24 protein-coding genes are annotated in these 24,526 nt (G+C 69.1%); 10 read left to right on the top strand and 14 right to left on the bottom strand.

Translation table 11 applies throughout. The annotated features are described in order from the left end of the window. The first annotated feature begins 3 nt into the window (after window positions 1-3). From fliN to flhA, 3 genes are read left to right on the top strand one after another with little or no spacing between them, the layout of a single operon-like run. Complete coding sequence (gene fliN, locus AC1Q87_RS15055; RefSeq protein ID WP_492609737.1) at window positions 4-342, top strand: flagellar motor switch protein FliN; 339 nt, start codon at window positions 4-6, stop codon at window positions 340-342. A 29-nt stretch (window positions 343-371) separates the two neighbouring features. After that, window positions 372-1,739, top strand: a complete 1,368-nt coding sequence (flbD, locus tag AC1Q87_RS15050) for a sigma-54-dependent transcriptional regulator FlbD (protein WP_492609736.1) — start codon at window positions 372-374, stop codon at window positions 1,737-1,739. A gap of 20 nt (window positions 1,740-1,759) precedes the next feature. Further along, entirely contained in the window at window positions 1,760-3,859 is a 2,100-nt protein-coding gene (gene flhA / locus AC1Q87_RS15045; protein WP_492609735.1) for a flagellar biosynthesis protein FlhA, read from the top strand. A gap of 7 nt (window positions 3,860-3,866) precedes the next feature. Here flhA and AC1Q87_RS15040 read toward each other — a convergent pair whose 3' ends face one another. Beyond that, on the bottom strand, window positions 3,867-4,373 hold the full coding sequence (locus tag AC1Q87_RS15040; RefSeq protein ID WP_492609734.1) for a GNAT family N-acetyltransferase: 507 nt from the start codon (window positions 4,371-4,373) through the stop codon (window positions 3,867-3,869). A 193-nt stretch (window positions 4,374-4,566) separates the two neighbouring features. Between AC1Q87_RS15040 and AC1Q87_RS15035 the strand changes: the two genes are divergently transcribed. Then, the gene (locus AC1Q87_RS15035) at window positions 4,567-4,968 is read left to right on the top strand and encodes a DUF4282 domain-containing protein (RefSeq protein WP_492609733.1); all 402 of its coding nucleotides are present in this window, start codon (window positions 4,567-4,569) and stop codon (window positions 4,966-4,968) included. Here AC1Q87_RS15035 and AC1Q87_RS15030 read toward each other — a convergent pair. The 4 genes from AC1Q87_RS15030 to AC1Q87_RS15015 all read right to left on the bottom strand — a co-directional run bounded on the left by AC1Q87_RS15030 (window position 4,965) and on the right by AC1Q87_RS15015 (window position 8,981). Further along, window positions 4,965-6,011 carry an endo-1,4-beta-xylanase gene (locus tag AC1Q87_RS15030; protein WP_492609732.1) on the bottom strand — a complete coding sequence of 349 codons (1,047 nt, stop codon included), beginning with the start codon at window positions 6,009-6,011 and terminating at the stop codon, window positions 4,965-4,967. The two genes, AC1Q87_RS15035 and AC1Q87_RS15030, sit on opposite strands and share 4 nt — an antisense overlap. Then, window positions 6,008-6,421, bottom strand: a complete 414-nt coding sequence (locus AC1Q87_RS15025) for a flagellar export protein FliJ (RefSeq protein ID WP_492609731.1) — start codon at window positions 6,419-6,421, stop codon at window positions 6,008-6,010. The genes AC1Q87_RS15030 and AC1Q87_RS15025 overlap by 4 nt, the downstream gene beginning before the upstream one ends. Continuing rightward, the gene (gene fliI / locus AC1Q87_RS15020) at window positions 6,418-7,755 is read right to left on the bottom strand and encodes a flagellar protein export ATPase FliI (RefSeq protein WP_492609730.1); all 1,338 of its coding nucleotides are present in this window, start codon (window positions 7,753-7,755) and stop codon (window positions 6,418-6,420) included. Before fliI ends, AC1Q87_RS15025 begins: the two co-directional genes overlap by 4 nt. Window positions 7,756-7,838: 83 nt before the next feature. Further along, window positions 7,839-8,981, bottom strand: coding sequence for an SDR family oxidoreductase (locus tag AC1Q87_RS15015; protein WP_492609729.1), 1,143 nt, complete (start codon window positions 8,979-8,981; stop codon window positions 7,839-7,841). Between the two features lie 322 nt (window positions 8,982-9,303). On the opposite strand from AC1Q87_RS15015, the gene ctrA reads away from it, so the two are divergent. Together ctrA and AC1Q87_RS15005 are read left to right on the top strand one after the other, a co-directional pair. Next, window positions 9,304-9,999: a response regulator transcription factor CtrA gene (gene ctrA / locus AC1Q87_RS15010; RefSeq protein ID WP_183773298.1), complete on the top strand. Its 696-nt coding sequence runs from the start codon at window positions 9,304-9,306 to the stop codon at window positions 9,997-9,999. Window positions 10,000-10,137: 138 nt separating this feature from the next. Beyond that, a complete protein-coding gene (locus AC1Q87_RS15005; protein WP_492609728.1) occupies window positions 10,138-12,489 on the top strand; it encodes a M20/M25/M40 family metallo-hydrolase in 2,352 nt (783 codons plus the stop codon). Between the two features lie 4 nt (window positions 12,490-12,493). Here AC1Q87_RS15005 and AC1Q87_RS15000 read toward each other — a convergent pair whose 3' ends face one another. Further along, window positions 12,494-13,093: a YceI family protein gene (locus tag AC1Q87_RS15000; RefSeq protein ID WP_492609727.1), complete on the bottom strand. Its 600-nt coding sequence runs from the start codon at window positions 13,091-13,093 to the stop codon at window positions 12,494-12,496. A gap of 174 nt (window positions 13,094-13,267) precedes the next feature. Here AC1Q87_RS15000 and arsC point away from each other — a divergent pair, with 174 nt between their 5' ends. From arsC to AC1Q87_RS14985, 3 genes are all read left to right on the top strand, one after another. Continuing rightward, on the top strand, window positions 13,268-13,627 hold the full coding sequence (gene arsC, locus AC1Q87_RS14995; protein WP_492609726.1) for an arsenate reductase (glutaredoxin): 360 nt from the start codon (window positions 13,268-13,270) through the stop codon (window positions 13,625-13,627). A 135-nt stretch (window positions 13,628-13,762) separates the two neighbouring features. Then, window positions 13,763-15,121 carry a M23 family metallopeptidase gene (locus AC1Q87_RS14990; protein WP_492609725.1) on the top strand — a complete coding sequence of 453 codons (1,359 nt, stop codon included), beginning with the start codon at window positions 13,763-13,765 and terminating at the stop codon, window positions 15,119-15,121. A gap of 90 nt (window positions 15,122-15,211) precedes the next feature. Further along, on the top strand, window positions 15,212-16,441 hold the full coding sequence (locus AC1Q87_RS14985) for a TetR/AcrR family transcriptional regulator (RefSeq protein WP_492609724.1): 1,230 nt from the start codon (window positions 15,212-15,214) through the stop codon (window positions 16,439-16,441). A 43-nt stretch (window positions 16,442-16,484) separates the two neighbouring features. Here the strand turns inward: AC1Q87_RS14985 and AC1Q87_RS14980 are convergent, their stop codons facing one another. The 8 genes from AC1Q87_RS14980 to ubiG form a co-directional block, all read right to left on the bottom strand. Continuing rightward, window positions 16,485-16,709 carry a hypothetical protein gene (locus AC1Q87_RS14980; RefSeq protein ID WP_492609723.1) on the bottom strand — a complete coding sequence of 75 codons (225 nt, stop codon included), beginning with the start codon at window positions 16,707-16,709 and terminating at the stop codon, window positions 16,485-16,487. A gap of 25 nt (window positions 16,710-16,734) precedes the next feature. Next, a complete protein-coding gene (locus AC1Q87_RS14975) occupies window positions 16,735-16,926 on the bottom strand; it encodes a hypothetical protein (RefSeq protein ID WP_492609722.1) in 192 nt (63 codons plus the stop codon). 162 nt (window positions 16,927-17,088) lie between these two features. Continuing rightward, window positions 17,089-18,171: a Zn-dependent alcohol dehydrogenase gene (locus AC1Q87_RS14970; protein ID WP_492609721.1), complete on the bottom strand. Its 1,083-nt coding sequence runs from the start codon at window positions 18,169-18,171 to the stop codon at window positions 17,089-17,091. Between the two features lie 163 nt (window positions 18,172-18,334). Then, window positions 18,335-18,733 carry a hypothetical protein gene (locus AC1Q87_RS14965; RefSeq protein WP_492609720.1) on the bottom strand — a complete coding sequence of 133 codons (399 nt, stop codon included), beginning with the start codon at window positions 18,731-18,733 and terminating at the stop codon, window positions 18,335-18,337. A gap of 80 nt (window positions 18,734-18,813) precedes the next feature. Next, complete coding sequence (locus AC1Q87_RS14960; RefSeq protein ID WP_492609719.1) at window positions 18,814-19,734, bottom strand: alpha/beta fold hydrolase; 921 nt, start codon at window positions 19,732-19,734, stop codon at window positions 18,814-18,816. Between the two features lie 113 nt (window positions 19,735-19,847). After that, complete coding sequence (locus AC1Q87_RS14955; RefSeq protein ID WP_492609718.1) at window positions 19,848-21,476, bottom strand: DUF4166 domain-containing protein; 1,629 nt, start codon at window positions 21,474-21,476, stop codon at window positions 19,848-19,850. Window positions 21,477-21,480: 4 nt separating this feature from the next. Beyond that, window positions 21,481-22,284 carry an FkbM family methyltransferase gene (locus tag AC1Q87_RS14950; RefSeq protein ID WP_492609717.1) on the bottom strand — a complete coding sequence of 268 codons (804 nt, stop codon included), beginning with the start codon at window positions 22,282-22,284 and terminating at the stop codon, window positions 21,481-21,483. A gap of 25 nt (window positions 22,285-22,309) precedes the next feature. Next, window positions 22,310-23,062, bottom strand: a complete 753-nt coding sequence (ubiG, locus tag AC1Q87_RS14945) for a bifunctional 2-polyprenyl-6-hydroxyphenol methylase/3-demethylubiquinol 3-O-methyltransferase UbiG (RefSeq protein WP_492609716.1) — start codon at window positions 23,060-23,062, stop codon at window positions 22,310-22,312. 176 nt (window positions 23,063-23,238) lie between these two features. Here ubiG and AC1Q87_RS14940 point away from each other — a divergent pair, with 176 nt between their 5' ends. Then, window positions 23,239-24,489, top strand: a complete 1,251-nt coding sequence (locus AC1Q87_RS14940; protein ID WP_492610020.1) for an aspartate kinase — start codon at window positions 23,239-23,241, stop codon at window positions 24,487-24,489. The last annotated feature ends 37 nt before the right edge of the window (window positions 24,490-24,526 follow it).

The raw sequence follows: 24,526 nt of genomic DNA, 5'->3' as shown, positions 1-24,526 counted from the left end.
GCCATGTCCGACAACGACCTCAAACTCGACGAATTCGGTCCCTCCGACATGCCCATGGCCGAGATGGGCCTGGAGATCGAGGACAAGACCGCGACCGACCTGGCGCCGGTCTTCGACGTTCCCGTCTCGATCTCGGCGGTGCTCGGCCGCGCCACCATGTCGGTGGCCCAGCTGCTGCAGCTGCAGTCGGGCAGCGTCCTCGACCTGGACCGCAAGGTCGGCGAGGCCATCGACATCTACGTGAACAACCGGCTGGTCGCCCGCGGAGAGGTCGTCATCGTCGACGACCGCCTGGGCGTGACCATGACCGAAATCATCAAGGACGGCGACACTCAGGGCTGATCGCCTGAGGGTCTGTAGGAGATAGTGCTATGCGGCTTTTGGTCGTCGGAAAACTGAACGGACAGCTCTCCAACGCCGTGAAGATGGCGATGACGGCGGGCGCCAAGGTCAGCCATGTGGAGACCATCGAGGCGGCCACCCACGCTCTGCGCGCGGGCCAGGGCGCGGACCTGCTGCTGGTCGACTACGACCTCGACATCGCCGGTCTGATCGCCGCCAACGAGGGCGAGCGCATCCGCGTCCCGGTGGTCGCCTGCGGCGTCGATCCGGACGCCCAGAAGGCCGGCGACGCGATCCGCGCGGGCGCCAAGGAATTCATCCCGCTGCCGCCGGACGCCGAGATGATCGCCGCCGTCCTGGCCGCCGTCTCCGACGACGAGAAGCCGATGGTCGTGCGCGATCCCGGCATGCAGGGCGTCATCAGCCTCGCCGATCAGGTCGCCCCGTCCGAAGCCTCGATCCTGATCACCGGGGAAAGCGGCTCGGGTAAGGAAGTCATCGCCCGCTACGTGCACCAGAAGTCGCGCCGCGCCAGCCGCCCGTTCATCTCGGTCAACTGTGCGGCCATTCCCGAGAACCTCCTGGAAAGCGAGCTGTTCGGCCACGAGAAGGGCGCGTTCACCGGCGCCGTGGCCCGCCGCATCGGCAAGTTCGAGGAAGCCAACGGCGGCACCCTGCTGCTCGACGAAATCTCCGAGATGGACGCCCGCCTGCAGGCCAAGCTGCTGCGCGCCATCCAGGAGCGCGAGATCGACCGGGTCGGCGGCGCCAAGCCGGTGAAGGTCGACATCCGCATCCTCGCCACCTCGAACCGCGACCTGGCCCAGGCGGTCAAGGACGGCACGTTCCGCGAGGACCTGCTCTATCGCCTCAACGTCGTGAACCTGCGGCTGCCGCCGCTGCGCGAGCGCCCGGGCGACGTGGTGGCCTTGGCCGAGTTCTTCATCCGCAAATACGCCAAGGCCAACGGCATGCCCGAGCGGCCGCTGTCGGCCGAAGCCAAGCGCCGTCTGGCCGCCCACCGCTGGCCGGGCAACGTCCGCGAGCTGGAGAACGCCATGCACCGCGCGGTGCTGCTGGCGAGCGGGCCGGAGATCGAGGAAGGCGCGATCCGCCTGCCGGACGGCCAGCCGCTGGCCGCCCCCGACCCGGCCGCCCGCGCCGCCCAGACCGCGGCCGACGCCGCCGAGGCGGTGACCCGCACCTTCGTCGGCCAGACCGTCGCCGACATGGAGCAACGGCTGATCATCGACACCCTCTCGCACTGCCTGGGCAACCGCACGCACGCGGCCAACATCCTCGGCATCTCGATCCGCACCCTGCGCAACAAGCTCAAGGAATACACCGAGGCCGGCGTCCCGGTGCCCGCCCCGCAGATGGGCGCCAGCGCGGCCTGAACGAGTAACCCGAGCAGATCATGACCGACGCCTCGCTCCCTTCCTCGACCCGTCCGTCGGCCCGCGAAATGCTGGGCTGGCTGATGAAGGGCGAGGTCGCCCTGGCTCTGGGCGTCATCGGCATCGTCATCCTGCTGATCCTGCCGATCCCGCCGTTCATGCTGGACATGCTGCTGGCGGTGTCGATCACCTCGTCAGTGCTGATCCTGATGACCTCGCTTCTGATCAAGAAGCCGCTGGAATTCACGGCCTTCCCGACTGTTCTGCTGGTCACCACCCTGTTCCGCCTGGGGCTGAACATCGCCTCGACGCGCCTGATCCTCGGTCACGGCCACGAAGGCGCGCACGGGGCCGGTAAGATCATCGAAGGCTTCGGCAAGCTGATGATGGGCGGCAACTTCGTCATCGGCGTGATCGTGTTCATCATCCTGGTGATCGTGAACTTCGTCGTCATCACCAAGGGTTCGGGCCGGATCGCCGAAGTCGCCGCCCGCTTCACCCTGGACTCGATGCCCGGCAAGCAGATGGCCATCGACGCCGACCTGTCGGCTGGCCTGATCGAGGAAAACGAGGCCAAGAAGCGCCGCAAGGAGCTGGAGCAGGAAAGCACCTTCTTCGGGGCCATGGACGGCGCCAGCAAGTTCGTGCGCGGCGACGCCGTCGCCGGCTTGATCATCGTCGCCATCAACATCATCGGCGGCATCCTGATCGGCGTCGTGCAGCACAAGGTGCCGCTCGCCCAGGCCGCCTCGTCCTACACCATCATGACCATCGGCGACGGCCTGGTCAGCCAGATCCCGGCCCTGATCATCTCGATCGCCGCCGGCTTCCTGGTGTCCAAGGCCGGCGTCGACGGCTCGGCCGACAAGGCCCTCGTCGCCCAGCTGGCGATGAACCCGATCAGCCTGGGCATGGTCTCGGCGTCGGCCGGCGTCATCGCCCTGATCCCGGGCATGCCGATCATCCCGTTCGCGGCCCTGGCCGCCGGCGCCGGCTTCCTGGCCTGGAAGCGCTCACAGGACGCCCTCGCCCCGCCGCCGGTCGAGCTGGTGCCGGTCGATGCGGCCGCGGCCGCCCAGGACCAGGAAGAGCCGATCAGCCAAGCCCTGGCCATCGACGAGATCAAGATCGAGCTCGGCTACGGCCTGCTGCCGCTGATCAACGACCTCGAAGGCCGCCGCCTGACCGACCAGATCAAGGCCCTGCGCCGCACGCTGGCCCAGGACTTCGGCTTCGTGATGCCGGCGGTGCGCATCCTCGACAACATGCGCCTGCCCTCGCAGGGCTACATGATCCGCATCAAGGAGATGGAAGGCGGCGGCGGCGAAGTGCGGCTTGGCTCGCTGATGGCCATGGACCCGTCAGGCGGCCAGGTCGAGCTGCCCGGCGAGCACATGCGCGAGCCGGCCTTCGGCCTGCCGGCCACCTGGATCGACGACTCCCTGCGCGAAGAAGCCACCTTCCGCGGCTACACCATCGTCGATCCGGCCACCGTGCTGACCACGCACCTGACCGAGATCCTCAAGGAGAACATGCCCGACCTGCTCTCCTACGCCGAGGTCCAGAAGCTGTTGAAGGACCTGCCAGGCGAGCAGAAGAAGCTGGTCGACGACCTGGTGCCGGCCGTCGTCTCGGCCACCACCATCCAGCGGGTGTTGCAGGCGCTGCTGCGTGAGCGCGTCTCGATCCGCGACCTGCCGGCCATCCTCGAAGGCATCGGCGAGGCCGCGCCGCACACCGCCTCGATCACCCTGCTGGTCGAACAGGTCCGCGGCCGCCTGGCCCGTCAGCTCTCGTTCGCCTATCGCGGCGACGACGGCGCCCTGCCCATCATCACCATGTCGGGCGAGTGGGAGAACGCCTTCGCAGACGCGCTGATCGGCGCCGGTGAGGAAAAGCAGCTGGCCCTGGCCCCCTCGCGACTGCAGGACTTCATCCGCGCCGTCCGCGACAGCTTCGAGCGCGCGGCCCTGGCCGGCGACAGCGCCGTGCTGCTGACCAGCCCGCAGATCCGCCCCTACGTCCGCTCGATCATCGAGCGCTTCCGCGGCCAGACCCCGGTGCTCAGCCAGAACGAGATCCACCCGAAGGCCCGGCTGAAGACGGTCGGGCAGATCTAGCTCGGCGTCAGCCCAGCGGCTTGGCGAAGATCAGCTGCGGGCCGAAGCCCTCCTCGTGCCGGCCGCCGGTGTCGACGAAGCCCATCTTCCGATAGGCCTCGATGGCCGCGATGTTGCGGGCGTTCACCGCCAGCATCAGCTGCGGCTGCACCGGCCGCTCGCGCACGAACCAGGCCTCGAGCAGGGTGATGCAGCGCCGGCCGACGCCCCGGCCCTGGAAGCCGGGCCGAACCCGGAAATTGTGCAGGCTGACGGTGCCGGGGGGCGCCCAGGGCGGGCGGCGCAGCCCCTCGCGCAGAACGAAGAAGCCGACCACCTCGCCGCCCGGTTCGATGACCGCGAAGCCCTGCTCGAGCCCGACCGCGTCGGTCTCGTTCAAGCGCCCGAACACCTCGTCCAGACTGCCGGCGAACGCCTCCTGTTCGGGCGGCAAGCCGATGATTTCGACCACGTCGCGGTCGGCGCCCGAGATCGGCTCAAGTCTCCAGTCGGCGGCTTGTGTCGTCGTGCCCATGCTCGAAGGCTAACACGCATTCAGCGAATGTTGTCATCCCAGCGCCGCCGGAGCCCCTGCCCGGGGTTCAAAACCGCCCTACCGCGACGCCCGGCGGAAGACTGCGGCGCGACGGGCGTTGCAGCCGCGCCCCCCGGCTGGTAGCGATTTGCCCCTGGCGCGGTCGATTGGGCCGCGAAGCGTTGGAAATCGAATGCGGCGACCTGCTTCCCCGACCCGGCGCGGCCCGGGCAGCTCGATCTTCTGGGATCTGCTGACCTTCGAGCGCCTGATGACCAACCAGGTGATTCATCTCATCTATTGGGCCGGCCTCGGGGTCATCGCGCTGATCGCGTTCGGTACGGTCGGCGCCGCCGTCGGCGTCGCCCTGCGCGAGGAAAGCTGGATCGGCGTGATTCTGGCGATCCCGGTGCTGGTCGCCGGCCTGCTGGTCGTCGCCGGCCTGGTGCTGCTGTGGCGTTCGTTCTGCGAGCTCTATGTCGCCCTGTTCCGCCTCAGCGACGATCTGCACGCCCTGCGCGAAGCGGCCGACGCCGCCGAACCGGCCCCCGCGCGCGCCGCGCCCCGCCCGCCGACGCCGGGCCCGCTGAACTAGCGCAGCCCGTTGATCCAGGCGGCTGTCGCCGCCTTCGGACGGCCTTTGCCGTCGAACAGCAGCGGGTGATCGCCGCCGCTCTTGTAGTTGAGCCAGGAATCCGGATCGCGCAGGCCCCAGTGGGTGAACGCGAAGCGCTGCTGCGCCGGCAGGCTGGAGAAGGCCTCCGCCGCCTCGGTGTAGAGCCGCGCCTGTCCCGCCTCGAGGTTGGCGCGGCCATGCACGCCTTCGGCCCGCTTCAACGAGACGTCCATTTCCGACAGGTGGACCGGCAGGCCGAAGCTGGCCAGGTCCTTGATCGCCGCGGTGATCATGCCCGGGGCGAGGTCGGCCGCCACATGCGTCTGGGTCCCGACGCCGGTCAGCGGCGCGCCGGCCTTGAGCAGCGCCTCGACCAGCTTCATGAACGTGGCCCGCTTCTTCGGGCGGTTCTCCAGGTTGTAGTCGTTGAGGAACAGCACCGCGTCAGGGTCGGCCGCACGCGCGTGCTGGAACGCCAGCACCATGTGTTCCAGCGGCCCCAGCCGCTGCGACCATAGGCAATCGCGCCAGCCGTCGCCCTCCTCGTCCACCGCCTCGTTGACCACGTCCCAACCGACCGCCTGCCCGCGATAGCGACTGACGACGGCGGAGATGTAATTGCGATAGGCCGCCTCGAAACTTGCCCGGCCAGTGTCCAGGTTTTTGAAGGCCGACGGCTCCTGCGCGTACCAGACCAGCGTGTGCCCGAAGAACCGCATGCCGTGCGTGCGGGCGAAGGCGGCGATGCGGTCGGGCGCGTCGAAGCGGAGCGAGCCGTCCTCCTGGACGATGTACTCCATCTTCATCTCCCACTCGGCGGTGAGCTGGGAGACTTGAGTGGCGATCAACGCCGACAGATCCGGTTCGTCGAGCTGGAAGGCCTGGACGCAGGTTCCGACCGGAAACGGCGCCACCGACTTCAAGGGCGGCAGGTCCAGCGTCGCGGCCTGGGCGTCGGGGCCGCGGTCGCAGGCCGCCAGAGCCAGCGCGGCTCCGACCACCGAACGCCGTGAAAGGCTCACCGGCCGCCGGCCGCCCGGCGCAGCCCCAGCTCGTCCAGGGCGGCGGTCTCGAGACGCGCGGCCTCCTTGACCTGGGCCAGACGAATGCCCTCGGCCACCTGCTCGTATTTCTTCTGCTCTTCGAAGGCCAAGGCCAGCGCGTCGCGGGCCCCGGCTTCCTCGATGGCGATGCGATCGATGTCGGCCTGGATCAGCGCCTTTCGGGCGCGCAAGCCTTCCCAGAAGCCGACCTGGTACCAGCCGGCCTCGGCGTCCTGGCGCGCGCGCTGCGCCTCGGCTTCCCCTTCCGCTTCGAGGAAGGCCAGCTTCATCTCGCACTGCATGCGCCGGTCGGCGATTTCGCCCAGGCGCTTCTGGAGGATTTCGACCTCGTAGGTCGAAAGCTTGATCAGGGACTTGGCCCAGCTCATGCGGCTTCACCGTTCAGGATGTGGGCGAGGATGTTGAAGCTGTCGTCCAGGCTGGTGGCCTCGTCCTTGTCCTGGCCGAGGAACGCCTCGAGCGAAGGATTGAGGGCGATGGCGCGGTCGACCTGCGGATCGGCGCCGGCGCGATAGGCGCCGATGCGGATCAGTTCTTCCATGTTGGCATAGGCCGACAGCGACTGGCGCGCGGCCTTCACGATCTCGCGCTCGTGCGGCAGGTGGCACCCCGGCATCGTCCGGCTGATCGACTTCAGCACGTTGATGGCCGGGAAGCGGCCGCGCTCGGCGATCGCCCGCTCCATGACGATGTGGCCGTCGAGGATACCGCGTACGGCGTCGGCGATGGGTTCGTTGTGGTCATCCCCGTCGACCAGCACGGTGAAGATTCCGGTGATCGGTCCGGCCGTGGTGCCATCCGGGCGTATTGGTCCAGGCCCGGCCCGCTCCAGCAGCTTGGGCAGTTCGGTGAAGACAGTGGGGGTATAGCCCTTGGTGGTCGGCGGCTCGCCAGCGGCCAGGCCGATCTCGCGCTGCGCCATGGCGAAGCGAGTGACGCTGTCCATCATGCAGAGGACTTCGAGGTCCTGGTCGCGCAGGAACTCGGCGATGGCCAGGGTCATGTAGGCGGCCTGCCGGCGTTTCAACGCCGGCTCGTCGGAGGTGGCGACCACGACGATGGCGCGCTTGAGACCTTCTTCGCCCAAGGTCTCTTCGATGAACTCGCGGACCTCGCGGCCCCGCTCGCCGATCAGCCCGACCACGACCGCGTCGCAGTCCGACTGCTTGGCCAGCATCGACAGCAGCACCGACTTGCCGACGCCAGAGCCCGCGAACACGCCCAGGCGCTGGCCACGGCAGCAGGTGGTGAAGACGTTCATCGAGCGCACGCCCAGGTCCAGGCGCTCGCCGACCCGGCCGCGCGCATGGGCGGCGGGCGGCGCGGCCCGCAGCGGATAGGCGGCCGTGCCCTGCGGCAGCGGTCCCAGACCGTCGATCGGCTCGCCGAAGGCGTCGACAATGCGGCCCAGCCAGGCCGTCGTCGGCCGCACCGCCGAGCCTTGCGGTTCGATGCGGATCTCGGCGCCCGGCGCGACGCCCTCGACCGGGCCGAACGGCATCAGCAGGGCGCGGGTTTCGCGGAAGCCGACCACCTCAGCGGCCAGCGGCTTGTCGGCCCGGCGCTCGATCTCGGCGCGCGCGCCCACAGCCAGGCGCGTCAGTCCGCCCCGCGCCTCGATCAGGAGGCCGTTCACGGCCGCGACGCGGCCGGATACGGTGAGCGGATCGATCCGCTCGACGGCGGCGACAAGGCTACGCAAGGACTGGACCCCAGCGGTCAGATTCGACCGCCTGGGAGAATCCGCCCGCCGCCGTTAACTCCCGATGAAGATTCCCCGCTTGGTCAACGCAGGGCGGCGGCCAGCCGCGCCGCCTTGCCCGGATGGCGCGCCACTAGCTTGGCGGCGGTCGCGGGGCGCTGCATGGCGGCTCGCATCAGCAGCGGCCGCGCCGCCTTGGCCAGCATCGGCCGCGCGTTCTTGGCCAGGCTCTCACGGCCGAGGAAAGCGGCTAGGCCGACGACCGCCAGCGCACCGAGGCCGAGCGTCAGGCCCGGCCGCTTCTGCGCCTCGGTGTAGACGCTGAAACGGCGGCCCTTGAGGTGCTCGCTTTCGGTCAGACCGTCGAGGCCGGGCTCGTACAGATTGTCGCGCGTGGGCTTGTCCCCGCGCCGCCGGCTCATCGGCGGCAACATGCGCGCCAGCACCTTGTCGACCACGATCGGCGCGGCCGCCGACCCGATCGCCATCGGACGCGCCCCGGAGCCGACCACGATGTCGCGCACCGGATGGGCGGCCGCGTGCAAGATCGCGTCGGCGACGACCTCGGGCGCATAGCGCGGCGGCCGCAGCGAGGCGGGCTGATCCATCATGTTGCGCGCATGGTCGGCGAACGGGGTCGAGACGCTCGACGGCTTGATGAGCGTCACCGAGACCGGGATCTTCTCGCGCAACACTTCCAGGCGCAGCGCGTCGGTGAAGCCCTTCACCGCGTGCTTGGAGGCCGAGTAGGCGCCCATCAGCGGCGCGGCCACGTCAGAGAGCGCCGAGCCGACATTGATCACCGCACCGGGCCGACGGTTTTCCCTGAAGTGTTTCACCGCTTCCAGCGAGCCGTTGACCACCCCGAAGTAGTTGGTCCGGAACAGCCGCTCGTGGTCTTCGGCGGAGGTGTCGGCCAATTCGCCGTAGAGCCCGACGCCGGCGTCGTTGATCCAGGTGTCGAAGCGGTCGAACCGCGCGACCGCCGCCCGGGCGATCTTGTCGACGTCCTCCGGCGCCCCGACGTCGGCGACCACCGCGTGGGCCCGGCCGCCCTGGGCGTTGATGTCCTCGCAGATCGCCCGCAGCGCCTCGCCGTTGCGCGCGGCCAGCACCACCGCCGCGCCGGCCTTGGCGGCCTTGCGCGCAGTCGCCAGGCCGATGCCCGACGATGCTCCGGTGATGACGATGACCTGGTCGGCGAGCGGCTTCAGTTTCACGGCCATGACGATCCTTTGGGCTGGGGGATTGTTCCAGGTCCAAACGACCCGCCGGCGTGACCGTTCCGCTCGGCGCGCGCGGTTAAGTTCGGGGCGCGCGGCAGTCGCTGTTCGCCCATCAAGTCCAATCACAAAAGATTCAACGGCCGCGCGACTCGCCCTCAGGGGCCGGCGCTTGTGGCCGATTCCCGAACCGAGTTAACGATTCGTCCGAAGGCGCTTCACCATTAACCGGTCATAAATTAACTCGCTGGCAAGTTAACCGCGAGGATCGGGGCGGATTGCCCGAATACGTAGGTTTTTAGCGCTACCGTTCGAGGAGGAACTGATGCGCGTACTGTTGATCGAAGACGACAGCGCCACGGCGCAGAGCATTGAATTGATGCTCAAATCCGAGGGTTTTAACGTCTATACGACGGACCTCGGCGAAGAAGGCGTCGATCTGGGCAAGATCTATGACTACGATCTGATCCTGCTCGACCTGAACCTGCCCGACATGAGCGGCATGGACGTTCTGCGCACCCTGCGGGTCGCGAAGATCAATACTCCGATCATGATCCTGTCCGGCACGGCGGAGATCGACACCAAGGTCAAGACGTTCGGCGCCGGCGGCGACGACTACATGACCAAGCCGTTCCACAAGGATGAACTGGTCGCCCGTATCCACGCGGTGGTCCGTCGCTCCAAGGGCCACGCCCAATCGGTCATCAAGACCGGCGACATCACCGTGAACCTCGACGCCAAGACCGTCGAAGTGAACAACAGCCGCGTCCACCTGACCGGCAAGGAATACCAGATGCTGGAGCTGCTCTCGCTCCGCAAGGGCACCACGCTCACCAAGGAAATGTTCCTGAACCACCTGTACGGCGGCATGGACGAGCCCGAGCTGAAAATCATCGACGTCTTCATCTGTAAGCTGCGCAAGAAGCTGGCGGCCGCAGCCGACGGCAAGCACCACATCGAAACTGTCTGGGGCCGCGGCTACGTGCTGCGCGACCCGCATGAGAGCGCCGCGGCCGCCTGAACGGGCCCGACGCTTCACTAGACGACCGAACGCCCGCCGCTCCTTCCGGCGGGCGTTTTCTTTTTGCCCGCGTTCCGCGCTAGGCTCCGCTCCAAAGTTCGCGGGGAGGCGGCGTTGGGAAGAACTATCGCACTGGTCGTGTGCCTTGCGCTCGCGTTCCTGGTCGGCTGGGCGCAGGAGCGCACGCCGACGCCCCTCCCCGCCGACGCGCCGGCCACGGCCTTCTCCGCCAGCCGCGCCATGGCCGACGTCGAAGTCATCGCCAAGGGTCCGCATCCCATGGGCAGCCCGGCCAACGCCGCGGTCCGCGACCACCTGATCGCGCGGATGAGCGCGCTTGGTCTCTCGCCGCAGGTCCAGCGCGCGCAGGTGCTGCGCCAGGAAGACGGCTGGATCGCCGGAGGGACCGTCGAGAACATCATCGGCGTGCTGCCCGGCGCCGACCGCTCCGCCCCCGCCGTGGCCGTCATGGCCCACTACGACAGCGTCCCGGGCTCGCCCGGCGCCGCCGACGACGCGACCGGAACCGCCGCAGCCCTCGAGATCGCCCGCGCGATCAAGGCCAAGGGCCAACCGGCCCGAGACGTCATCCTGCTGATCACCGACGGCGAGGAAAGCGGCCTGCTCGGCGCCCAGGCGTTCTTCGACCAGCACCCGCTCGCCGGCCGCATCGGCTTCTTGCTCAACATGGAGGCCCGCGGCGGCGGCGGCCGCGCCCAGATGTTCCAGACCGGAGCCGACAACGCCGGCACGATCGAGCTCTTCCGCAAGAGCGCGGTCGCGCCCGTCGCCTCGTCCCTGACCGTCTTCCTCTACGAGCACATGCCCAATGACACCGACTTCTCGGTGTCGAAGGCCAAAGGGATTGCGGGCCTGAACTACGCCTTCATCGGCAGCCAGTTCGACTACCACGCCGCCACCTCGACCCCCGCCAACCTCGACAAGGGATCGCTGCAGCACATTGGCGAGCAGGTGCTGGCGGCGACGATCGCCGCCGCTGACGCCAAGACGCTGCCCGCCAAGGGGCCGAACCTCGTCTACGCCAACACCTTTGGCGGCCACATCCTCGCCTACCCTCAGGCCGCCGGCTGGATCGTCGTCGCGGCGGCCGGGCTCCTGCTGACCTTGGCGATGCTGCGCGCGCGGCGGGCCGGCGCGCTGTCGTTCTTCGACGTCCTGAAAGGCATGGGCGCGGCGCTGTTCGCCCTGACCTTCGCCGCGGCGGTGTTCCGCCTCGCGCGCCTCGCCACCGGCGTCCCGTTCGGCTTCCTCGAGCAGAGCCAACTGCTGGCCCAGGCCGGGCGCTGGGAGACCGCGCTCGCCCTGCTGGGCGTCGGCGCGTTGCTGCTGGCCGCCGCCGCCGCCGGCCGCGGCCGCACCCGGCTGGCCGGCGCCGTCCTGGCCCTGATCGCCGGCGTGGCCTGCTCGGCCTTCGGCCGCTTCGACCTTGTCGGACTGACGCTCGGCGCGGTCGCCGCCGTACTGGCGTTGGCGAGTTTCGGACGCCCTGCGCGCCTGGCCGGCGCCTGGGCCGGCGTCCTGGCCACCGGCCTGCTGATCGCGGTCGCCCTGCAATATGCGGCCCCGACCACCGCCTTCCTGGTCGGTTGGCCGCTGGTCCTGGCGAGCCTGGCGGCGGCGCTGACCACGCTTGGCGCACGCCGCAGCCTGCCTGTGCTGGTCGCCCTGGCGATCGCCGGCGTGCTCGGCCTCTCGTGGCTGCTGGCGTTCGGGCACGGCATCTACCAGGGCCTCGACCAGCCCGAATTGCTCGCCGTGGTCGTCTGGCTCGCAGCGCTGACGCTCTGGCCGCTGGCGCAGCCGGCCGAAGACCAGAAGGGCGCGCGGATGTCGGCCCTGGCCGTCGTCCTGCTCGGCCTCGTCGCGGTCGCGGTGGTGCGGTTCGATCCGCCGTGGACCGCCCGCCACCCGCAGGTCACCCACATCGCCTACTATCTGAACCGCGAGGAGGGGCGCGCCTATCGCATCAGCGATGCGCCCGGCCTGCCCGACTGGACCCGCGGGATCCTGTCAGCCGACGGCGGCGCAGTGGCGCGGACCAAGCTGCCGGGCCTGCGCCGCGACGGCGTCTGGGCGGCTCCGGCCGCCGCCGTCGCCGTCCCGCCAGGCTCCATGGCGTTCACGCGCCTGCCGGACGGCGGCTACCGCCTGCACCTCGACGCGCCGGGCGCGCGCACGCTGTCGCTGCGCCTCGACGCCAAGACCAAATTGGAGAATGCGGCCGTCAACGGCCATCCGCTCAAGCCGCTCACCGGCGGCTCGGCCCGGATCGGATGGGAGGCCCCTACCGAGGGCCTCACCCTGACCTTCCGCGCCCCCAGCCCGGGAGCGATCGAGGTCAAGTATTCCACGGTCATCGACCAATGGCCGGCGGAAGCGAAGCCCTTGCCCGCTCGCCCCGCCGACCTGATGGCCTTCGGAACCTCGGGCGCGACCATCGTCGGCGGCGCCCGCAGGTTCACCTGGTAGCGCCTTACTTTTCGAAGGCGGCCGTGATCTTCAGATCGACGTCGTCGCCGACCACCGGCAGGGCGTAGCCCAGGCCGAACTCGCTGCGCTTGATCTTGGCGGTGGCCTCGAAGCCGACGGTGGCCGCCTTGCTCATCGGGTTGGTCCCGGCGCCGGTCAGCTTGGCGTCGAGGGTCACCGGCTTGGTCACGCCCTTCAGGGTCAGGTCGCCGTTGATCTTGGCGGTCTGGCCGTCGACGACGACCGAGGTCGAGACGAACTTGGCGGTCGGGAACTTCTCGACATCGAGCAGGTCCTTGCTCGCCAAGTGCTTGGTGAAGCCCGGCGAGGTCGTGGTCGAGCCCGACATCGGGATGTCGATGACCACCTTGGCGGCCGACGGATTGGCCGGATCGAGGGTCAGGCTGCCGGTCATCTCGCCGAACATGCCGTAGAGCACCGAGAAGCCCATGTGGTTCAGCGACCAGACGACCTGGGTGTGGTGGCCGTCGACCTTGTAGGTCGCTGCGGCGATGCGCGAGGTGTCGGCCGCGCCGGGCATCTGGGCGAAGGCCGGGGTAGCGATCAGCATCGCCATGCTCGCGGCCGCGAGAAGCTTCTTCATCGTCTGCAGTTCTCCGAATATCGAAATGGCCCAGATCGGACCTAGATCGAGCCGCACCCGCCGTCCGTCAAGAACAAGCGCTGGTTTTCACAAGACCGTCGCAGGTCTGGCGCACCGCCGGGCGAACGCGCTATGCCGATCCCGCTTAGCCCAGCCAGGCCCGGAGGACCCCGCATGACCGCGCAGGACGACATCGTCATCTATCACAATCCCGCCTGCGGGACCTCGCGCAACACCCTGGCCCTGCTGCGCGAAAAGGGCGTCGAGCCCACCGTCGTCGAGTACCTGAAGGCCGGCTGGACCAAGGATCAATTGGTGGGCCTGGCGGCCAAGATGGGCGTCTCCCCCCGCGAGTTCCTGCGCGAGCGCGGCACCAAGGCGGTCGAGCTCGGCCTGACCGATCCGGCCACCTCAGACGAGGCGATCGTCGCGGCCATGATCCTCGATCCGATCCTGGTGAATCGCCCTATCGTCTCGACCCCGAAGGGTGCGGCGCTGTGCCGTCCTGCCGAACTGGTCCTTGGTCTGCTCTAACCGGAGCTGTGAGGGTCGCCGGATTGGTTACCGGCGATTAACCATATCGGTAGAGAACGGCTAAGCCGTTCGCCAGTTACGACGCAGCTTTCGCATGGCCGGCAAGCCGTGTGGCATCGCGAGTACGGGGGCACGATGCAAGAGTTCGATCCGCGACGTCCGACCTTTCGGCTGACTCCTCGCCTCGCCATCGGCGTGGCCGGCGTCGCGGCCCTGGCGCTGGGCTGGAAGCTCACCGCCGACCAGGCCGCCGCCCCGCCCAAGGCGCCGCTCGATCCGGCGGCGATCACCGCCCTGCAGCACGCAGCCTTCACCCAGTCCGAGGCTCAGCCCGGCTTCGGCCGCCCGCAGAGCGTGCCGGTCAAGGTGCTGCCGGGCGAAACGCTGGAATCCGCCGTAGAGCGCGCCGGCGTGCCGCGCGACGAGGCGCGCCGCGCTGTCGAGACCCTGGCCGAGGCCATGGACACCGTGCACATCAAGGCTGGCATGGCCTTCGACGCCGCCGTCGCCAAGCCGCGCGGCGAACGCGGTCCGGCCCGCCTGGTCGGCCTGTCGCTCCGCACCGGCCCTGCCCAGTCCATCACCCTCTCGCGCACCTTCGACGGCGCCCTGCGCCTGCGCGAGATGGAGGAAAAGATCCGCGACGAGCAGATGGTCGCCCGCGGCGAGATCACCGGCTCGCTCTACGAGAGCGCCTCGCGCATGGGGGCCAACCCCTCGATCGTCGCCGGCATGGTCAAGCTGTTCTCCCACAAGGTCGACTTCGACCGCGACCTGAAGGCCGGCGACGCGTTCACGATGGTCTTCGACCGCAAGGTCACGGAGAGCGGCCGCACCATCGAGACCGGCGACCTGGAGTACGCCCAGATCAAGGGCGTGCAGTTCTATCGCTTCGAACGCCAGAACGGCGACGTCCAGTACTTCGACGAATCCGGCAAGAACATCAAAGGCTTCCTGCTGCGCACGCCGGTCGACAACGCCCGGATGACCAGCCGCTTCGGCATGCGTCGCCACCCGATCCTCGGCTACAACCGCATGCACCAGGGGATCGACTTCGGGGCCGGAACCGGCACCCCGGTGCTCGCCGCCGGCGACGGCGTGGTCGTCGAGGCCCGCCGCTGGGGCGGCTACGGCAACTGGGTGCGCATTCGCCACTCGGGCGGCTTTGAGACCGGCTACGCGCACCTGTCGCGCTTCGGCAAAGGCATCAAGACCGGCGCGCGGATCAGCCAGGGCCAGGTCGTGGCCTATGTCGGCTCGACCGGCGCCTCCACCGGCCCGCACCTGCACTACGAAATCTGGCAGAACGGCAAGCGCGTGAACCCGATCGGCGCGAAGGTGCCTCAGGGCACCGTGCTGGCGGGCGCCGAACTGGCCGCTTTCCGGGCCCAGAAGGCCCGCATCGACGCGCTGGTCCGCGACCAGGGCGCCGACGAGACTCCGGCTCGTCTGGCGGTGGCGGAAACCACCCCGCCCTTGGCCCTGCGACGCTAGGTTGTCCTAACGGCAGCCTCCACGCCGCTTCCAACCGGCTCTCCCGCGCACTAATGTGGCAGATTGAACCTGCTCGCGCGGAGACTCGCCTTGACAGCAGCCGTCAAACCAAAGCCCCGCGCGCGGTACGCCGCCAAGCGCGACGCCATCATGGGCGCGGCGACCAAGGTGTTCGCCGATCAGGGCATGAGCGGGTTCACGCTGGCCGCCGTGGCCAAGCGAATGGACCTACACCCGGTCAGCCTGACCTATTACTTCAAGCGCAAGGAAGACCTTGCCGCCGCGGTGCTGCACGACACTATCGCCCGCTTCGCGAGGATGCTCGACGAAGCCGAGACCCACACCACCCCGGCCGAACGCCTGACCGCCTTCGTCGCCGCCTACTTCGAGACCCGACGCCGCATCGCGGTCGGCGAGGAGGAGGTGCTGGCGCCGTTCAGCGAAGTTTACCTGATCGAGGGTGAGCAGAAGCAGCCGGTGATCCAGAGCTTCGAAGCGCTCTACGTCCGCATCGGACGGCTGCTGAAGTCGGACGACACCCCCTGGGTCAGCACGCCGCGCCGCCAGGGCCTGGCGCGCCTCGTCGTCAACCAGCTCACCTGGGCCGACACCTGGCTGCCGACCTACGAGCCGCAGGACTATCCGCGCGTCGCGGCCCGGCTTAGCGACATCATGATCAACGGCCTGCCGGCCGCAGGCCAGCCCTGGCCGGACGGCCCGCTGCTCGACTTCGGAACCCCCAGCGCCGAGAACGACGAGGTGACCCGCGACCGGTTCCTGCTGGCCGCCACCAAGCTGATCAACCGCGAGGGCTATCGCGGCGCCTCGGTCGACAAGATCTCGGCCGAACTGAAGGTCACCAAGGGCTCGTTCTATCACCACAACGCCGACAAGGACGAACTGGCGGTCGCCTGCTTCGGCGCGACCTTCGACCTGATCGACCAGGCCAAACGCGAGGCGGCCAAGGCGGGCAGCAACTGGACACGGCTGTGGCTGGCGGTGACGTCGCTCGGCATGCTGCAGGCGCAGAGCGCCGGCGGGCGGCTGCTGCGCCACCACTGCATCGCCGCGGTGCCGCCGGCGATGCGCCGGCAGATGCTGGTGCGCTTCCTCCAGACGACGAACTCGTTCGCCGGCATCATCGCCGACGGCCTGGCCGACGGTTCGATCCGTCCGGTCGACCCGCTGCTGGCGGCGCATGCGATGATGGTGACGTTCAACGCCTGTCTGCCGCTGGAGCCGCGGCGGCGTCCGGTGGTCACGGACGGGGTCATGGAGGAGTACCTCCGCCCGGCCTTGCTCGGATACTTCGTGAAGTAGAACCCCCGGGCCGGGTGCGATCCGTCCGGGGGCTCCAAGCCTCCTACTTGGTTGGGGCCTTGGTGGCAGGAGGCGTCTTGGCCGAGGAGCACTTGGCGTAGTGCCCCTTGGCGTCTCGGCACTTTTCAGGCTTGGCCGGGGCAGCGGCCGAACATTTGGCGAAATGCCCCTGGGCGTCGCGGCACTGGGTGGCGGCCGAGGCCGCGCCGCCGGCCGAGAGACCGGCGACGAGGGCCAGGGCCGTCATCAGGGACAGACTGCGGGACATGGCGTTTCCTCCTTGGCTCGCCGGGCTACTTGGCGGCCGGGGTCGCAGCCGCGGCCGGAGCGGCCTTGTGGTGCGACTTGTGCTTCTTGTGATGCGCGGCGGGCTTGGCCGGGGCGGTCTGGGTCGCCGGGGCGGCGGTCGGCGCGGCGGCCATGGCGACGCCGGCCAGGGCGAGCGAGGCGGCCAGCGAACCAGCGACGATGAGGGTGGGCTTCATGGGACTTGCTCCGAACGGCGGGGACATCCGCCTGTCAGCAAGCCTCGTCCAGCCACCTGACGCGCCCCGGGCGCGGGCCTTACAAATAGTTGAGCGAGCGCCCACGAAAAAAGCCCTCCCCGAAGGGAGGGCTCCTGTTCGTCCCCAGCGGGGATCAGTTCGTCAGTCGAAGACGATCACCGAGCGGGCCAGTTCGCCCTTCTTCATCTCGTCGAAGCCTTCGTTGACCTGCTCCAGCTTGATCCGCTGCGAGATCATCTCGTCGAGCTTCAGCTTGCCGTTCATGTACATGTCCACCAGGCGCGGCATGTCGACCGGGAAGCGGTTCGAGCCCATCATCGAGCCCTGCAGCTTCTTTTCGCCCAGGAAGGCGAAGCCCGGCAGGGTGATCGACTGGCCGATCGGGATCATGCCAATGACGTTGGCGGTCCCGCCGCGGCGCAGCATGCCGAACGCCTGCTCGGCGGTCTTCGACAGGCCGATGGCTTCGAACGAGTGGTGCACGCCGCCCTTGGTCATCTCGAGCACTTCCTTCACCGCGTCGGTCTTGGAGGCGTCGATGAAGTCGGTGGCGCCGAACTGATGCGCCAGGTTGCCCTTCGAGGCGACCATGTCGATGGCGATGATCCGGCCGGCGCCGGCGATCGCCGCACCGTTGATCGCCGCCAGGCCGACGCCGCCGCAGCCGATGACCGCCACGGTCTCGCCCGGACGAACGCTCGACGTATGGATCGCAGCGCCGACGCCGGTCATCACCGAACAGCCGATCAGCGCGGCGCGGTCGAGGGGCATGTCCTTGCGGATCGCGACGCAGGCATGCTCGTGGATCAGCATCTGCTCGGCGAAGGACGACAGGTTCAGGTACTGCTGCATCGGGCCGGTGGTGGCCTTCAGACGCGGCTCCTCGTCGGCGTCGCGCTTGGTGTCGGGCGACACGCACAGCGACAGGTGGCCGGTCAGGCAGAATTCGCAGTGGCCGCAGTAGGCCGACAGGCAGGTGATGACGTGGTCGCCGACCTTCACGGTGCGCACTTCGGACCCGACCTGCTCGACGACGCCGGCGCTTTCATGGCCCAGCACCGCCGGCAGAGCCGTCGGATACGAGCCTTGCATGAAGTGCAGGTCGGAGTGGCAGAGGCCGGCGGCCTTGGTGCGGATCAGCACTTCGTGCGGGCCCGGCTTGTTGATCTGGACGTCTTCGATCTGAAGCGGCTTGCCCACTTCGCGCAGCACTGCGGCTTTCATCTACGGCGATCTCCCCAAGCGACGCCCGATCGGGCGCGGATTATCGAAGCCACGGTATGGCCGCGGCGCTCGTCACGCCAACCTTATCGCTGTTCAGATGGCCGCGGCCAAGGGCGTTTTTGGCGTGAGACACCCGATCGGGCGCTGGTGAGGTCGCTTGGGGTTACTTCGGCGCCCAGACGTCGGCGCGGCTGGACGACGAGATGATGTCCGAGCCCGAGGTGCTGAGGCTCGACATCGGCACCTTGGTCGTCTTGCCGTGCGACGAGAGGGTCACCATGCCGCCGTCGACCTTGACCACCTGGCCGACCTCGGCGCCGGCTGCGTCCTTAACGCGCGACCCTGCGCGCAGGTCGGACGTGGTGGCCGCGGTGTTCACCGCCCGTCCGGTCTCGGCGACGGGCGGCGCCTCGTAATTCCGAGCCGGCTGGTTCGCCGGGGTGTCGATCGGCGGATAGAGCCCGCGACCTTGATCATACTGCATCGGTTGCTGCGCTGAGGCCGAGGCGGCGAGCGCCGCCAGTGCGGCGCCGGCGAGGGCTGGCAAGAACTTCACGTTCATCTTGGGTCCTCCGGAGGCCCGCCCAGCGGCGACCCAACCCAGCCCCACGCGTGAAGTTCCGCCCGCCGGCCCAATCGTGATCAGGCCTGCGCCGTGCGTCCGCCCAGGCGCAGCTTGGGCCAGGCCAGTCGCGCCCAGGTCGGCAGGGGCAGCGTCCAGGCGGTGCGAGCCGGGATGCAGGCCTCCAGCGAGGCCAACAGCGGCTCGACCGGACCGTCGCTGATGAAGTGGTTGCCGCCGGCCACCCGCTCGAACCGGATCGGCTTCCAGCTTGCGGTCTGGACCGCCAGCCGCTCGGCGATCTCGATCGGCGCAAAGTCATCCTTGTCGCCGTGGATCACGTGCACGGGGATGCGCAGCCGCGACAGGGCCTTGTGCAGGTGCTCCAACTGGCTCGGCTGACCTGACACCTCCAACACCGCATGACGCAGGTCGCGCGGGATGACCTTCAGGAGCTTCGTGCCCAGGTGCACCAGCCAGCGCGCGGTCGGGCCGGACTCCCCGAAGTACCCCGACAGCATCACCAGTCCGGCGACGCGGCGTGGGTTCTGCTCGGCCATGATCGAGGCGATCGCCGCGCCGTACGACTGGCCGACCAGCAGCACCTTCTGGCCCGGCCGGGCCAGAAGCAGCGGCGCCAGTGCGCGGGCCTGGGTTTGGATGTCGCCGACATACTCCACGGGCTCGGAGCCGGCGTAGCCGGGGCGGTCGACGACCACCATCTCGCGGTCCTGCGGCAGGCCGGCCAGTACCGGGGCCCAGTACTCGGCCCAGGACGGCGCGCCGGTCACGACCACGATCTTCCATGGCGCGGGCCGCTCGCGGGGCGTGGTGAGCGCGGAAATCTTCCAGCCAAGGCCGCCGCCGGCCTCGAAGCGAAAGCGTCTCACGACGCTGTCGGGATAGTCGTCCGACGTCGGCACGTGTTCGGTGCGGCCGCTTGCGGCCGACGTGAAACACGCCCATCCCACGGACAACACGCCCTTGGGTCTCTTTTGCAAGGTTCAGCTCCCAACTCGGATGCCTGATGTAGGGTGAACGCCTTGAGGCGAAGGCAGTTTCGTTGCGTCGCAACATCTCAACTACAGCGGGATATGTTCGCGTTCTGGGCCCGTCAGACGGCCAGGCGCCCGCTGTAGGCGAAGACCACGCCCAGCCACCGATGGGCTGTGACCACGCTGAACCGATAGACGCCGTCGCGCTCGAACGACGCCGCGCGCACCTGCGGCGCCAGGGCCATCGGCAAGACCAGCGGTCCCAGCCGCCACGACAGCAAGCGCCAGGAAAAGCCGTTCGCCTTCAACACAGGTCGAAACCTGAAGCTCAGCGGCCCGACCCGCTCCTCGAATTCGCCGGGCGCGGCCAGCGACCGCAACCGCGACGAAAACCGGCAGGGCCCGAAGTCGCGCGTCCAGCGCTCGCCGCGCGCGTCGGGCGCGATCGTTACCCGAAGATCCGGGTATCGCCCTGCCTCCGGCAGGCCGATCACCGCGCGCGACAGCCGCTGCAGCGGTCCGCGCGCACCGCGCGCTACGCCCTGGCCGCTGAAGGTCCGAGCCGCCAAGCGGTCGTGCACCTCGACCACCGGCGCGGGCAGCGCACAAACGCCGTCGCCAAGCAGCCGCCGTAGCAGCGTCGGCGCATCCGGCGCGCCGTGATCGAGCTGGGTCGTGATCGCCAATCCATCCAGCTCGGCGAGGATCTCGTCGAGCGTGACCATGCCGACGCAAGCCCGCGCGCCGCGGGTAGCGATCCGCCCCGCCAGCAGGCCGCGCAGCATGGCCGCGGCCGCCGCCACAGGCACGGTCGGCCCGGCATTGGCCTGCGCCGCCAGCGACCAGCGCGCGCGGCGGGGCGCGCCGTCGTCGCCGCTCCCTTCGGCCAGCACGACCATCCCGCCGCGATCCGATCCCAGGCGCGCCGCCGCATCGGCCATCGCCCGCAACGGCGCGGCCGCCGGCTCCAGCGAGCGGACAAGACGCAGCCGCACGAGCCACGACAGCAGCCAGAGGCCCAGATGCAAGGGCGCCAGCTCCAGCCCGGCCAGGAACCGCGCTTCCGTCCCGACGCGCCCGGCCATCAGGTCGAGGTCCGGGGTCTCGCACAGCGAGACGAGGCGCTTCCCGACACCGGGGATCGCGATGCGTTGCAGACCGCTCCAGCCGGGCTCGCTGGTCCAGCGGCCGCCGGAGAACACCCGGACCGGCTGGCCGACATAGGAAAGGATCGCCCGGACCACCGAGACGCCGCGCGGCGCCCGCGCGCCGGGCGAGATGGCCACGCGGACCCGATCGATGCTGGACCAGGCTGCGGCGATGGCGCCGAGCGCCGCGTTCGACAGCGCCGGCGTCGAGCTGGCGCCGGTCACGGCCAGCACGCCGGCCGCACGCGCCTCCTCATCCAGGGCGGCGGGAAAACGGGCGACGAAGTCGCGGCCGTCGGCGATGTCGATGTAGTGCGCCTTCACGGCGATGGCCGCCCGCGCCAGATCCAGGGCGCCGTGCTGGAACGGCCCGGCGGCGTCGATCACCGCCCACGGCCGCAAACCTTGGAGGGTTTCTGGGCGGTCGCGGTCGAAACCTGCCGCTGCGCAGCCCAATTCGCGCGCCAGCACCTGCGCCCGCTCCAGCCCCCGCGCCGCCAGGATCAGGTCGATCTCAGGCCAGGACGCCAGCAGCCGCGCCAGCCGTTCGCCGAATGCGCCGGTCGCGCCGACCAGGACGATGCGGCGCGTCAAAGCCACGGCCTCAGGCGGCCATGCGCGCCTTGAAGACCCCGTCCGGCAGTTCGCCGGCCCGGTCCGGGTGAACGAAGAAATAGTCCTTCCAAGGGGCCTCGACGTCGACGTCCGAACATTCTTCCAGACGGTCGCCGTTGAGCGCGAACATTCGGTAACCGCGGGACAAGAAGACCTCGAGCACCGCCTTGGCCGAACCGCCGAACCGGCCCTCGAGCATCAGCGGATGGATCTCGATCAGCACGTGCGGCAGGTCGCGCTCAATGATCTGCTCGGCGCCCTTCAGCGCCTTCAGTTCGGCGCCCTCGACGTCCATGCGGATGAAATCGACCCGGCTCAGCCCCTGAGATTCGCAATAGCGGTCGAGGGTCGTCACCGAGGTCGTCTCGACCTCCGCGCCCATGTCCTCGAAGTCCGGCCGCACCGGGCTCTGCGGTCGCTCGGAGGCGACATAGGCGTAGCCCCGCGCCATCCGCCCGGACATCTTGATCGGCGTCACCAGCAGCAGTTCACCGGGGATGTCGGCCACCGCCGCATTGACCGGGGTGACGTGGGCCGAGATCCGGTGCCAGGCCAGGCAGGTCTTGAGCACCTCGAAGGTGAAGGCCGACGGTTCGAAGGCGTGGATCCGCGCCTTCGGCGCGACCTGGGTCATCACGTACGAGTGCCGACCATCGCTGGCGCCCACGTGCAGGCAGACCGGCGAACCGCTGAGCAGATCGGCGAGATACGGGGTCTCGGGCTCGTGCTTGGCCCACGTCCTGTTACGGCGCCAGGCGCGATAGGCGTGACCAAGCACCCTGATAGACGGCATGGGTACTTCCTCGTGGCGGGCCTCTTTACGCTGCGTCCCGCGTCACCGTCACCATGTAGTTGATGTCGCAGTCCGAGGAGCGGGCCCACCGATCGGTCAGCGGATTGAACGCCACGCCGAACGGCCCGTGCACCGCGACCGGCTCGCCCTCGAGGAAACCACGCAGCTCTTCCGGCTTGAGGAACTTGTTCCAGTCGTGGGTTCCGGCCGGCACCCAGCGCAGCACGTACTCGGCCCCGATCTTCGCCAGGGCCAGCGCCTTCAGCGTGCGATTGAGCGTCGCCACGATCATCAGCCCGCCCGGCGCCAGCAGCCGCGCGCAGTCGCGCAGATAGGCTCCCGGATCAGCGACGTGCTCGATGACCTCCATGTTCAGGATCACGTCGAACGGGCGCTCGCCGGCCGCCAGCAGGTCCTCGGCCGTGGTGGCGCGGTAGTCGATGGCCAGCCCTTGTTCGGCCGCGTGAGCGCTGGCGGTGCCGATGTTGCGTTCCGAAGCGTCGACGCCGGTCACCTGGAAGCCCAGCCGAGTCATCGGCTCGCAGAGCAGTCCGCCGCCGCAGCCGATGTCCAGCAGCCGCAGGCCCTCGAACGGCCGGATCGCCTTCGGATCGCGCCCGAACCGCTCCTGCACCTGATCGCGGATGAACGACAGCCGCACCGGATTGAACTTGTGCAGCGGGGCGAACTTGCCCTTCGGATCCCACCATTCGGCGGCGATGCGCGAGAATTGTTCGACCTCTTTCGGGTCGATCGAGGATGCGGACGCAGACGACATGAAAGCCTTTTCCTACCGAGCGGCGCACGGCGCCAGCCCCTATCGCCCCGCAAGGCTCAGAATGGGCGCCATCTTGCGCAGGGCGCGTCCTTTTCGCGCCTGCGAAGGCAGACATTGCCCCTGGCGGCAGGCCCCGCTATTAGGCGCAGCCTTCCCTCTCAAGCGGAGCTCCTGCGCTGTCTCGGCTAGTGATGAAATTCGGCGGCACGTCCGTCGCCGACCTCGAGCGTATCCGACGCGTCGGCCGCCTGGTGGCGGCTGAAGTCGCGGCCGGACACAAGGTCGCCGTCGTGGTCTCGGCCATGTCCGGCAAGACCAACGAACTGGTCGCCTGGACCGATGGCGCGGGCGCCGCGGCCCAAGGCCTGCCGTCCTCGGACGACGAGTACGACACCGTCGTCGCGTCGGGCGAGCAGGTCACCGCCGGCCTGCTGGCCATGACCCTGCGCAACATGGGCCTGCCGGCCAAGTCGTGGCTGGGCTGGCAGATTCCGATCATAGCCGACGACGCGCACGGCCGCGCCCGCATCGACGACATCCCGCCCGAGAAGCTGGCCGCCGCGCTCGACGCCGGCGAGGTCGCCGTGATCGCCGGCTTCCAGGGCGTGACCCGCGACGGCCGCATCGCCACCCTCGGCCGGGGCGGCTCGGACACCAGCGCCGTGGCCGTCGCCGCGGCGGTGAAGGCGATCCGCTGCGATATCTACACCGACGTCGACGGCGTCTACACGACCGACCCGCGCATCGAGAGCAAGGCCAGGAAGCTCGGCAAGATCTCCTACGAGGAGATGCTCGAGATGGCCTCGCTGGGCGCGAAAGTCCTGCAGACCCGTTCCGTCGAACTCGCCATGGCCCAGAACGTGCCGGTGCGGGTGTTGTCCAGTTTTGTCGAGCCCGGCGAAGCGCCCGGCCAAGGCACCATCGTGTGCGACGAGGAAGAGATCATGGAAAAGCGCATCGTGAGCGGCGTCGCCTACAGCCGTGACGAGGCCAAGATCAGCCTGTTCGGCCTGCCCGATCATCCGGGCGTCTCGTCCGTGATCTTCGGCGCGCTGGCCGACGCCAATGTCAATGTCGACATGATCGTCCAGAGCCACGCCCGCACCGCCGACACCGCGAACATGGAGTTCACGGTCGGCAAGCGCGACGCCCAGCGCGCGGTCGAGATCGTCCGCGCCCACCAGCCGCAGATCGGCTTCGACGACGTCCAGGTGAACGAAGACGTCGCCAAGGTCTCGGTCATCGGCGTCGGCATGCGCAGCCACACCGGCGTCGCCAAGACCATGTTCCAGTCCCTGGCCGACAAGGGCGTGAACATCCAGGTCATCTCGACCTCGGAGATCAAGATCAGCGTGCTGATCGACGCGGCCTACACCGAACTGGCCGTGCGCGCCCTGCACGCCGGCTTCGGCCTCGACCAGCTCTAGAGTCTGAGCAACATCCGCCCGCGCTTGCCGCGGGCGG

The sequence above is a fragment of the Phenylobacterium sp. GW823-FHT02A09 genome (genome assembly GCF_058797775.1).
The sequence above is the reverse complement of the archived record's forward strand: the minus strand, read 5'-3'. Positions and strand labels throughout refer to the sequence as shown.